General features: G+C 28.4%; 10 protein-coding genes. 9 read left to right on the top strand and 1 reads right to left on the bottom strand.

Translation table 11 applies throughout. The annotated features are described in order from the left end of the window. The first annotated feature begins 275 nt into the window (after positions 1 to 275). From trpS to ACYQ39_RS04230, 9 genes are all read left to right on the top strand, one after another. Positions 276 to 1262 (top strand): tryptophan--tRNA ligase, encoded by a 987-nt coding sequence (trpS, locus tag ACYQ39_RS04270; protein WP_459840632.1) that lies wholly within the window; start codon positions 276 to 278, stop codon positions 1260 to 1262. A gap of 10 nt (positions 1263 to 1272) precedes the next feature. Continuing rightward, a complete protein-coding gene (locus ACYQ39_RS04265) occupies positions 1273 to 2064 on the top strand; it encodes a segregation and condensation protein A (RefSeq protein WP_459840631.1) in 792 nt (263 codons plus the stop codon). Further along, positions 2045 to 2599 carry an SMC-Scp complex subunit ScpB gene (gene scpB, locus ACYQ39_RS04260; protein ID WP_459840630.1) on the top strand — a complete coding sequence of 185 codons (555 nt, stop codon included), beginning with the start codon at positions 2045 to 2047 and terminating at the stop codon, positions 2597 to 2599. Before ACYQ39_RS04265 ends, scpB begins: the two co-directional genes overlap by 20 nt. A gap of 173 nt (positions 2600 to 2772) precedes the next feature. Next, positions 2773 to 3615: a site-specific tyrosine recombinase/integron integrase gene (gene xerA / locus ACYQ39_RS04255; RefSeq protein ID WP_459840629.1), complete on the top strand. Its 843-nt coding sequence runs from the start codon at positions 2773 to 2775 to the stop codon at positions 3613 to 3615. 148 nt (positions 3616 to 3763) lie between these two features. Then, positions 3764 to 4396, top strand: a complete 633-nt coding sequence (locus ACYQ39_RS04250) for a hypothetical protein (protein ID WP_459840628.1) — start codon at positions 3764 to 3766, stop codon at positions 4394 to 4396. A gap of 31 nt (positions 4397 to 4427) precedes the next feature. Beyond that, entirely contained in the window at positions 4428 to 5618 is a 1191-nt protein-coding gene (locus ACYQ39_RS04245) for a type I restriction enzyme HsdR N-terminal domain-containing protein (protein WP_459840627.1), read from the top strand. Between the two features lie 820 nt (positions 5619 to 6438). Continuing rightward, positions 6439 to 8421, top strand: coding sequence for a ribonuclease HIII (gene rnhC, locus ACYQ39_RS04240; protein ID WP_459840626.1), 1983 nt, complete (start codon positions 6439 to 6441; stop codon positions 8419 to 8421). 960 nt (positions 8422 to 9381) lie between these two features. Next, a complete protein-coding gene (locus tag ACYQ39_RS04235) occupies positions 9382 to 9798 on the top strand; it encodes a hypothetical protein (protein ID WP_459840625.1) in 417 nt (138 codons plus the stop codon). Positions 9799 to 9823: 25 nt separating this feature from the next. Further along, positions 9824 to 10975 carry a hypothetical protein gene (locus ACYQ39_RS04230; protein ID WP_459840624.1) on the top strand — a complete coding sequence of 384 codons (1152 nt, stop codon included), beginning with the start codon at positions 9824 to 9826 and terminating at the stop codon, positions 10973 to 10975. A 274-nt stretch (positions 10976 to 11249) separates the two neighbouring features. Here ACYQ39_RS04230 and ACYQ39_RS04225 read toward each other — a convergent pair whose 3' ends face one another. Then, positions 11250 to 12650, bottom strand: a complete 1401-nt coding sequence (locus ACYQ39_RS04225; RefSeq protein WP_459840623.1) for a FibroRumin system radical SAM peptide maturase — start codon at positions 12648 to 12650, stop codon at positions 11250 to 11252. Positions 12651 to 12699 lie beyond the last annotated feature (49 nt).

Genomic DNA, 12699 nt, shown 5'->3' with positions numbered 1-12699 from the left:
AGTGTGTGTTATCAGTAAAATTATAGAGTGACACTTTCGTGCTATAGTTAGTAGTCGTCTGTCGTCAGCAGATATGCTTTATCACGAAGAGTTTCTATGAAATTCGTAGGGTCAGCTAAGTCAAATTCAAAATCATAAATACATTAAAAAACATTAAAACATAGGAATTATCAAGAGACAGCAGATGACAGATAGCTGTAGCACTTTAAAGTTAACCATCTACAAAATTAAGACTATTTTAATATAAAATATTATACAATTAGGAGGTATGACAAGTGGGAGATAAAGGTACTATTTTAAGTGGTTCACGCCCAACAGGTAAATTACATTTAGGACATTTAATTGGTGTTTTAGATAACTGGAAGAATCTACAGGATGATTATAACTGTATTTTTGAGGTAGCAGATTGGCATGCACTAACGACTAAGTATGATGAGACGGAGAATATTAAGCAGCATACTAGAGAGATGGTAGCTGATTGGATTAGTGCTGGAATTGATCCTGAAAAAAGTACGTTATTTATTCAGTCAGATGTACCAGAGATTGCTGAATTACATTTATTATTATCTATGATTGTTTCTGTAGGGCGTCTAGAGCGAAATCCTACTTATAAAGAACAGACTGAAGAGTTAGGTAAGAAAGATTCTATTCCATTTGGATTATTAGAGTATCCAGTCTTACAGGCAGCAGATATTCTATTTCCTAAGGCAGATACTGTACCAGTAGGTGAAGATCAACTGCCACATATTGAGATTACACGAGATATTGCTCGTAGATTTAATTACTTATACGAAGAAGTATTTCCTGAACCAGAACCTAAATTAGCTAAGGTGCCAAGACTGCCTGGTTTAGATGGCAGGAAGATGAGTAAAAGCTATGGTAATGCTATCTATCTAGCTGATGACGAAGAAGAAATTAAGAATAAGGTTAATCAGATGGTAACAGATCCTGATCGAGTGAGATTAAGTGATCCAGGAAATCCAGATGTCTGTTCTGTCTATAGTTTCTATGAGATATTTAATGAAGATGAATGTGCTGAAATTAAAGAAGGATGTGAAAGTGCTGATTTAGGTTGTGTAGCTTGTAAGCAAGGTTTAGCTGATGAGTTGAATGATAGATTAGCAGGTATTCGCCAGAAGAGAGAAGAATTATTAGCTAATCCAGAAGAGATAGATCAAATTTTAGAAGAAGGGACTAAGAAGGTAAGGAAGTTGGCCCGAAAAACACTTGAGGAAGTTAGATCGGCAATGAATTTAAAATAGGAGTGGAAAGATGAGCTACGAAGTAAAGGTTGAAAGTTTTGAAGGGCCAATAGATCTACTATTACACCTACTTAATAAGAATGAAGTAGAGATCTATGATATTCAAATAGCAGAGATTACAGAACAGTATTTAAATTATATTGCTACTATGCAGCGATTGGATTTAGATGTAGCTAGTGAATTTCTAGTAATGGCAGCTAAGTTAATGGAGATTAAAGCTCAAAACCTATTGCCAAGTAAGAAACAAGATGAGAATGATGATGATGAAGAAAAGGATCCACGCCAGCAGTTAGTAGAGCGGTTGTTAGAGTATAAAAAATATAAGAATCTAGCCTCTAAACTACAGAACTTTGAAGAGAAACAACAAAAATCTTATACTAGAAATGTAGCTCCTTTATTAGGAAAGTTGGAGTTTGAAGAAGAAAATCCATTAGAAGATGTGGAACTAACTGACTTTGTAGGTGCTTTCCAGAAAGTTTTAGCTAGACATGAGATTAGACAAGAGGAAACTAAAGAAGAAAAAGAGAAAGAAGAGAAGGGAATCTCTCATCTTAATCCTGAGGAGGTAACTATTGAAGAACAACAAGGTTATATTATGCAGCAGGTATTGAATCAGGCAGGGAATATGACCTTTGTTGACTTATTCTCTGATTTAGAATCTAAGTTAGAGATAGTAGTTACTTTTATGGCTCTGTTAGAATTAATTAAACTAAAGGAGTTACGAATAGAACAAGAAGATAGCTTTGCTACAATTAAGATTTATCATGTTAGGAGTGGTAGTGATGGAAGAGACAGAAACTAAAGCAGTAGTAGAAGCTTTATTATTTATGGCAACTGAACCACTAGAAGTTAAAGAGATTAAGAAAGTAACTGATTTAACTACTAAGGAGATTAAAGACCAACTAGCTACCCTTAAAGAAGAGTATCAAGCTCAAGATAAAGGAATTGAACTAGTAGAAATTAATCATGGTTTTCAGTTTCAAACTAAATCTCAATACCGCTCCATTGTTAAAGAATTTCATAAGCCTGATGAAGATAATACATTGAGTCAAGCTGGTTTAGAGACTTTAGCAATTATTGCTTACAAGCAACCGGTAACTAGATCAGAAATTGAAGAAATTAGAGGTGTTAATGTAGAAAAGGCTCTTAAGACAGTTCAGAAACGAGGTTTGGTAGAAGAGAAAGGTCGTAAAGATGCTATTGGACGGCCAATTATCTATGGTACCACCCAGAGATTTCTTGAGTATATGGGACTAAAGAGCCTTAATCAGCTACCACCTCCAAAAGAGTTTGATCAGGTAGATGAAGCAGAAGTAGAAGAAAAACTAGCAGAGTAAATTAACCAGATGCTTAATTGCATCTGGTTTTTTTATTTGTGACTATTTTCGATAAAAATTTGCATTTATCTATTAAATAAGATATTATACTGGAAAGATTATGTCATATTGTATATTAAATACATGAATTGGTTATACAAATTATAAATCAATTTTAAAAGAGGTGCCAATTCATGTCTAATAAGAATTCTATTATCAAAGAAGTAGAGGAGAAAATTAAGCTAAAAGGGTACAGTTCTAACACAATAGAATCTTATTTAAGTCATATTAGTAAGTTTACTAGTTTCATCGATAAGGAATTAAAAGCAATTACTAATAGGGACGTAAAAGAATATACTTTATTTTTATTAGAGGAAGAAGAGTTATCGCATTCATTTGTTAATCAGGCAATTAGTGCCATTAAGCTTATGGGAGAAGTTTTAGATAAGAATAATATTTCTGTTAAGGTACCAAGACCTAAAAAAGAAAAAAAGCTACCAACTGTATTAAGTGAATCAGAAGTAACAAATATACTAGAAGTACTTGATAATGAAAAGCATAAAACTATTTTGTACCTTATCTATTCGGGTGGGTTAAGAGTAGGTGAGGTTGTTAGATTAAAAGTTAAAGATATTGATAGTGATAGAATGATAGTTCGTATTCGCCAAGGCAAGGGAAAGAAGGATAGAGATACAATACTATCAAAAGCAGGACTCAAGCAGTTAAAGAAGTATTATAGATTGTATCAGCCTAACGAATGGTTGTTTCCAGGAGGCAAACCAGATTCTCATTTGACTGAGAGAAGTGTACAAAGGTTTTTTAAGAAAGCTTGTAGTAAAGCCAAAATTAAGAAAGATGTAACGGTACATAATCTAAGACATTCTTTTGCTACTCATTTATTAGAAAGAGGAACTGATTTGCGTTATATCCAAGAACTATTAGGACATAAAAGTTCAAAAACAACAGAAGTGTATACTCATGTTAGTAAGAATAGTATGAATAAAATTGAAAGTCCATTAGATAAGTTAATTGATTAGATTAATATATATAGAATCTTAACGACATACGTCGTAAAGATTCTATATAAGTTAGTATTAACGACATGTGTCGTTAATAAAAAAGTTAGCTGAAATCCTCTAAGATTATTTTGCTATTTAAATTTAGAGAAGGAAAGGAGTTATATTTATGAGAAAAGACTTAAAAAAAGAATTTGAAAATACAAAGATGATTTTTGTCAACATTGCATGGATGAAATATTATAGAGGACAAAATGAAAGAGACCAAATTCCTAAGAATAGTGGTGGAGGGAAAAGTAAATATCATGTAGAAGAAACAATGTTTTATGATATTGATGGATACTTATATGGATTCGCTTATCCAGGAAGTTACAATAATAAATGGAAAAAGTTAAATTTAAAAGGCCATTTTTCTGATTGTGTACAAAATGATGGTAGTAGTGATTATGTTGAAAATACACTTGTAGTTTGGGTTGCTCAAAAAGATAAGAGGAATAATAGTCCCCATGTAATTATAGGCTGGTGGAATAATGCTACAATATATAGGGAATATGAGAAAATTGAAAAACCATATATTAAAAAATGGTTTAATATTAAGGCTAAATTAGAAGATAGTTTTCTACTTGAAGAAAATGATAGAAATTATAAAATAGGCAGAAGGAAGACTGATGGTGTTGGATTTGGGCAATCTAATATTTGGTATGCAGATAGGGATTTTGAACAACAGTTTAAGTTTAAAGTGTATAAATATATAGATGATTGTGAAAATAGTAAAAATAATCTAGTAGCACAGTTTAAGTAGACTATTGTTTAATTTTGGGAGAGGATAAATAATGTTATTAAAAACTGACCTTAAAAAATATGATTTACCTAAGACTTATATAAGGAATGGAAAAGAATGTTTTCTAGACCCTATAAGAGAGAAGTTAATTATTAAAACTCCTGAAGAAATAATAAGACAGAAGATAATAAAATTTTTACAAGATAAAATAAAAGTTCCAAAGGGTAAAATAGAGCTAGAAATTCCTATGAGTTATTATAAAAAAAGAGCTAGAGGACGAGCAGATATAATTGTTTCTGCTTATACTGAGGATAATAAATTTGTACCAGTTCTAATAGTAGAATGCAAAGCTCCAAATGTACATTTAACAGACGAAGTATTTAAACAAGTACGAAAATACGATGAAATTATTTATGCAGACACAGTTGCTATAACTAATGGTAATTATTTCATAATAAAAAGTTGGGATTATGAAAAAGAGATTTACAGAAGTTTGGATAAATTGCCTACATATAAAGATTTAATTGATAAGAAAAACCTTGTGTTTGATACATCAGAGTATAAACCATGGAAACGACCTGATTTTAATAAAATAAATAACGATGAAGTTGTAGAGGAATTTATAAATAATGGATGGTTAAGTGAAAATAGTAGTGATATGTTACGTCCTTTTTTTATAAATCTTGCTGGATGTATTCAGAATGAAAATAATAAATTATCTTCACAAAAAATAAATGAAATTTCTTTAATTGAAGATGGAGGTATTAGATTTACTTCTTTTAGTAATGCATCAGGTGGGAGTTGGACAGGGTTATATAGATATTTTATCATAGAAGATAAAAGTAAGAATAATCAAATAATTAGTATTTCAATTATGGCAGGGGGATATAGCAAATCACCTAAAACTGTATTAGTTGTAGCGATAGATGATTATAAAAAAAGTCATAATTCTTTACAGTTAAATCTTGATAAATATACTTCTGTTAGTGAAAACAATTATAAAATTTGGCATAGTGGTGCGTTAACAGTTGGGAATTCAGGTAGAGTTAGAAATAAAGAAGTTGTTAATTTTATCAAGTCAAAATCACCTAATTTAGTTAAAAATAATAAAATATTTTTAGGCAGTTTTGATAATAAGAAAGAAATAAAAATTAATCAGAGTAGGACTAAAAAATTTTTAGGAAGATTAATGGAGTATGCATTATTAAGAGATGAGTTTAGAGAAATCAAACGGAGAGAATAGAGGACTTCAGCTAACATGGGGTTAGCTACATCCCAACTAGAGTGTATAGACAAAGGTGCGGATAACTTATGTCAGACTTAGAAGTTTAGTTAGAGTTAGGAGTATTAGATGGGGACGTCGCGAACCCCAGGGACGTTATGTGACATACCTGACTAATTATAGAGGTTTTAAAAGCCTAATATTATTTTTTTATAAACCAAATGGAAGTATTGATCATATTAGGAATAGATTGATTGAGGTTGACGAGGATTGAAGTTAATATCAAATTTGAGAGTAGTAGCAAGGGATAACTTATATAATTAACAGACTATAGTATTAGAATATAGATTTAAATTAGATAGCAGTTGCTGTCTAAGTAATTGGGAGCAGAGATAAATTGAACTAAGTTTGAAATTAGGTACTTTTGGAGTAATTATTGAGGTGAGCAGAAGTATAACAAGAAGAAGTTGCAGAGGGGTTTAAGGAATTAATCAATCCTCTTTTTTAAATTTTTTTAGTAAGGATAATAAGAGTAACTTTTACTAAATAGTAGAGAGTTTATATGAAATGTGAGAGAAAAGAGTAATCTATGTGCTTTTAAAAACTGAAAGGGTTGTTGAGGAAAATGAAAATATAGTAGTTTTTAAAGTAATAGTAGAGCAAGCTGATGTCAGGTACGGTCACATAACATAGGCTTATAGACATCAATGAAATTGTGGAGCAGAAAGAAGTGTTGATTTATGAAATTCAGAGTATAGAAAAATAATTGCGGGTACATTAATGGACGTCTTGAAGCCTAGGGACGTTATACGCCATCAATTTAATTTGGGAGGATAATACATTGGACAAATATAATTATTATGAAGAAGTTAAATCAAAATTAGAAGATAATGATTTTGAAGTTGATAGCTATACAGAAATAAGTTATGGAGTGCAATTTAATGTAAATTATAATAATAAAGAAGAATTAGTTAGAATTTATGAAAGTAAAAAGAAGGGAACAAGGTTAGATTTATCTCAGGTTAAAGATGAAGAGATAACAGATATAATTAATGATATCGTTCTAGAAAAAGATAAAAAAATGTCTAAAGAAAATAGTGAATCTGGAGAAATAGATTTCCCTAAAACTTTAACCCTTACTAAAGAAAAATTAAGAAATGAAATTAAAGAGCTATTAGAAAGCATGGGGGCTAAGGTACAAAAATCATCTCATGAATATAGTGAAGTTTTTTATAATATAGCAAATATAAAAATTACTTTTTTTACTTCTGGCAAAATATTATTTCAAGGCAAAACTACAAAAGAGGCAGATGAAGTTTATTTTAAAATTAAAAATCATATAAAACAAAAACATAAAAAAGAATTTGAAAAAGAAATAAAAGATTATTTTGAGGAAGCATCTGATTTTTGTGATTATATAGAAGAATCTGAAACTGAAAATCATACATTATCTACAGGGGAAGAATATTTAGGAAAAGGCTTATTTAATTATTTAAATGTAAATGATCAAATTGATTTTTTAGATGCTGTTTCTTTATATGAATTTGCTAAAGACAAAAAAGTTGATTTTAATAATTTTGCTATATTGATTAGAAATTTTGCTATTGTTTTTGAAGGATTTTTGATAAAAATATTTATTGATACAAATATTATGAACGAAAAGGCTTATAAAGCAGATGTTAGAGCAGCGATTGGGACAAAACTAGCTGATAAAGAAATATTGGAATATATAGAATGTAGTACACATAATAAACATATTGCTGTTTCTTTAGAAAATGTTTGGCAATCACATAGAAATAAAAATTTGCATTCAGATTATATGGCACCAAAAGATATTTCAAAATTTGAAAGGGCAGAAAATGATATAAAAGAAATCATTAAAGTTATGAAAGAGTGTTATGAATTATTAGATTTCAATAAAATAAATAGTAGTATTCAAAATGTTGATGATTCAAAAGATGAGGTTACTATTGATAATATTGATGTTGATAGTGCACTTATTACTCTTGTAAAAGATGGATTCTCGTTAAAACAACAAAAAAAAGCTAATTGGATTGCTCAAAAGGGTAATGTAAATGTTGTCAATGTAAAAGATGAATTCTTAAAATTAATATCTCCTAAAGATGAAATCAAAAAATATGAGTCAATGCTAAAAAACGAGATGGATGGGAAATCAGAGGAAAGTATTGAAAATACTAATAAATTAATTGGAGTTGATGAATCAGGAAAAGGAGATTATTTTGGTCCATTAGTTATAGCAGGAGTTTATGTTGATGATCAAGTAAAAGAAAAATTAATCAAACTTGGAGTTGATGATAGTAAAAAATTATCAGATACTAGAATTGGATTATTAGCTGCTAAGATTAAAAGGGAATGTGAATATTCTATAGTTCCAATTGGTAATAATAGATACAATAAATTATATGATAGTATGAATAATTTGAATAAAATTCTTGCTTGGGGGCACGCCAGATCAATAGAAAACATACTTGAAGGAGTAGATTGTAATTATGCATTATCTGATCAATTTGGAAATGAAGAATTAATTAAGAATGCTTTAATGGAAAAAGGGAAAAATATTATTTTGGAGCAAAGACCTAAAGCAGAAGAAAATATTGCTGTTGCAGCTGCTAGTATTTTAGCTAGAAACGAGTTTATTTCTAGATTAAAAGGCATGTCAAAAAGGTATAATTTTGATTTCAATAAAGGAGCTTCTAATAAAGTCATTAATCAAGGGAAAAACTTCGTTGAAAAATATGGTAAAGAAAAATTAGATGAAGTTGCTAAATTACATTTCAAAACTACAAAGAAAATATTAAGTTAATTAGGTTAACCCAAAATTGACGGCGTATAACATGGGGTTAACGACATCTAGGCTAAGAGGACAGATGGGGTTAGAGGTTGCATATGTAAGTTTTAGAGAATGGACAAGTTATAGGAGAGTTTAGCTAGACGTCGCGAACCCCAGGGACGTTATGTGACATACCTGACTAATTATAGAGGTTTTAAAAGCCTAATATTATTTTTTTATAAACCAAATGGAAGTATTGATCATATTAGGAATAGATTGATTGAGGTTGACGAGGATTGAAGTTAATATCAAATTTGAGAGTAGTAGCAAGGGATAACTTATATAATTAACAGACTATAGTATTAGAATATAGATTTAAATTAGATAGCAGCTGCTGTCTAAGTAATTGGGAGCAGAGATAAATTGAACTAAGTTTGAAATTAGGTACTTTTGGAGTAATTATTGAGGTGAGCAGAAGTATAACAAGAAGAAGTTGCAGAGGGGTTTAAGGAATTAATCAATCCTCTTTTTTAAATTTTTTTAGTAAGGATAATAAGAGTAACTTTTACTAAATAGTAGAGAGTTTATATGAAATGTGAGAGAAAAGAGTAATCTATGTGCTTTTAAAAACTGAAAGGGTTGTTGAGGAAAATGAAAATACAGTAGTTTTTAAAGTAATAGTAGAGCAAGCTGATGTCAGGTACGGTCACATAACATAGGTTTATAGACATCAATGAAATTGTGGAGCAGAAAGAAGTGTTGATTTATGAAATTCAGAGTATAGAAAAATAATTGCAGGTACATTAATGGATGTCTTGAAGCCTAGGGACGTTATCTGAAATACCCCTAAATTTATAAACCGGAAAACATTCTAAAAACTAATTTGTAAAGTTGTGGTATTTTTAGGTTGATTATGTAGAAAATAATAATTATTTGTGTTATAATAAGTTTAAAATTTATTGCTATTAAATAAATAATTAGAGTGGTGAAAATATGCCTAAAAATAGTAGAGATAAATTAACAATGTATTTAGCTATTATATTTATTGGTCTTGCTTGTTTTAATGTTATAGATTTATTGTCACTAGATAGAATTATTGTGTTTAGTTTTGCTTTGGGGTCTTTATTTTTTGCATTATCTAATTTTTTCAATAAACACAGGGAAAAATTTATATTTGTTGGAGTATTCTGCATTATTGGATTGCATTTATTAAAAAATGAAAAAATCATTTTACAAATTAGAGAGTTATTAGGTGAGGAGACTATTTTATTATTAACTATTGGACTAAGTTTTTTAAATTTATATTTTTCTGATCTCAAAAAAGAAGTTTTAGATAATAAATTAAAAATAGAGTATGAGAAAGGAAAAAAAGATGTTATAAATGAACTTGAAGAAAGTATAAAAAAATAAATTTAATAATGAAGGGAGTTTTTATATGAAAAATAGCAAATATAACGAAATGATTGTAGAATTCATTCAAAGTTCTGGAGACTCATTAACTGGTTGGGAACTATCTAATCTTTTAAAAAACATATCCACTTGTTATTATAAAAATGAATTAATAAATGAATTAATAGAAAAAATAAATGATGGTGTAAAACCTAGAAATATTATAATAATGGATAGTTCATTTAAATATGATGATAAATACAATAATCTTTTTGGTATAAATTTAAATAAGTCCTCTTCATTAGAAAAATTATATCGCATTGGGCAACCTACTAGTATGAAACCTAATAATGATATATATCATATAGCATTTATATTTGAATTATTTGAAAAAATTAATAAGTTATTTTATAATAATAGAATTTCTAAAATTAGTAAAGGCTTTTTAACTGATTATATAAACAGCAATAATACAATAAAAAAGGCTATAAAAAAATTAAAAAGTGATGCATTAAATTGTATTAAAAATGAGAAATTTAATTTGTTTGAAGAAGAATCGAAATATGAATTAATAAAGAAAAAGATTGAAGATATAGTTAGTAATTCATTAAATAAATATAATATTTATGAAGAAGATAGACAAGTGTTTTCAATAAAAAATATTTCTTATAGTAAATTAGAGAATAAATATCCTAGAATAAAAAGAGAATACTATATGTCTTTTTTTAATATTTTTAATAAGCTTTCTAGACCAGTTATTGGTGTTTATAATCAAAAGAATAGAACTATATCAATTTTGGGGTTAAAACATATAAATAGAAGTCAAAAAGATGAAGAATTTTTTGATATTAAGAAGATTACTCACAATAGTCCTATGGAAATGATAGTTGCTACAGGAATTGGATTTTCAATTTTCTTAAAATGTTATTTAGAAAATAGAAATTTAGAAGCTTCATTGAGTAATTCGAATGAAGAATTAGATGATTTAAGAGAAGAAAATGAAGTAAATATGATTAATCTTAAAGATGAAGTAGAAGAAGTTACTGAGACAGAAGATATTAATTCATTAAAAAAAATAAAAGATGAGTTTTTAAAGGAAAATATTAAAAAAATTGAAGAAAAAAATATCGAGAAGAACAACGATGTTTTAGATAAATATGAGTTTCTTAATTCCAATATAGAAATTACATATAATTAATAAAAAAGTACTCTTATAGAAGAGTGCTTTTTTTATAAGATAGTTAAGTGAATGGACGGGGTACTTCAGATAACATGGGGTTAGCGACATCTAGGCTAAGAGTTTAGGCAAGCCTAGGGATTACATATGTAAGTTTTAGAGGATGGACAAGTTATAGGAGGATTGAGCTAGACGTCGCGAACCCCAGGGACATTATCTAATATACTTAGTATAAATAATAACAAGGTAATAGGAGTTTTTCAAAAAAACTATTACCTTAATAAAAATAAAATTTTTATGATATTTTATTATATAAATCCCAAATAAGAAATTTTAAAGTTTTTTTGGCATGGATACAGAATCTTTCATCTAAGTCCCAAATAGATTCACCGTTTTGATATGAATTAAATGGACATCCTCCACCACAAATTCCTAAAGCAAGGCAATCTTGACATTCTTCCATATTAAGTGGAGACCTTTCAGCCCATTCTTTATATACTTTATTTTCTTTAGGATTGAAATTATCATCATTAACATTTGTTGTAAAGTGTTTTCTATTTGGTAAAAAGCCATGACATATTCCTACTTCGCCATCTGGAGCAACAACAATTTGACTACCTCCAGTTGCACCACAATCAAAAGGATAAACTTTAGATTTAGCAAATGCCTTTGCTTTTCTCATAATACGGTCTTCATATATGCTATCTTCACGAAATTTTTTAAAAGCTTTAATCATAAAATTAGAGGCTTTTTCGTTATAATCATCTTTAACTTGAAAATTATCATCTGTCATGAGCATATTAAATCCTACCGATTGAGGATTTAACTTATATAAAGTTTCAAGTGTAGAATCAGGATTTTCAACACTGTTTTCTGTTAAAGTCACGGATAGGCTAAAGTTAACTCCTTCATTCTTACAATTGTTTATTCCTTTAATTATATCATAATAAACTGGTTCAGAGTTTGAATAACAACGGCAAGAGTTTGTAGCACTTTCATCACCATCTATTGAAATACCAATAGAAACATCATTTTCATCAAGTAATTTTATTGTTTTTGAATCTAGTAAGGAACCATTTGTTACAATAGATAAATCTAAATTTTTAGGCAATTTATTAATTTGTTTATATTTTTTTATTTTTTCCAATAATGCAGATAAAGTATCTGTATTTAAAAGAGGTTCTCCGCCATAAAAAATAATGGTTTTTTCATCATTAAATTTTTTAGGATTCTGTTTTATTTGTTTGCAGAAAAAATCTAAGGCTTTTAGTGCTGTTTCTTTTGACATATAATTCTTATTATAATTTTTAGTATCAATATTATTTTCTATAAAACAATAAGAACAATCAAAATTACAATCATCTGTTAGTATAAAGTATGCAATTTCAATATAAGGCTCACCTAAACTATTTCTAAAGTGATTAATAACTTGGTCATCAGTTTTGCAAGAGGTAGTTAAAACTTTATTTTCAATTAAACTATCTATAACTGATGATACTTGTTTTTCTGTTTTAGAATCTTCAATAGAACTTAATAATTTATTTACATTATTAATATTTTTTAATTTATTTATATGATTAGCTATTTCTTTTGAAACAAAAACTGGTTGCATACGAAGTGAATGAAAAAAAGCATGAACATTTTTTTTAATTATTTCATGAGAAAATTTAGAAAAATATATTTCATTTTTAGACATAAAAATAACTCCTTTATATATTATGATAAAATAACAAATTCAACAAATA

This window comes from Halanaerocella petrolearia, from assembly GCF_054657875.1.
The sequence above is the reverse complement of the archived record's forward strand: the minus strand, read 5'-3'. Positions and strand labels throughout refer to the sequence as shown.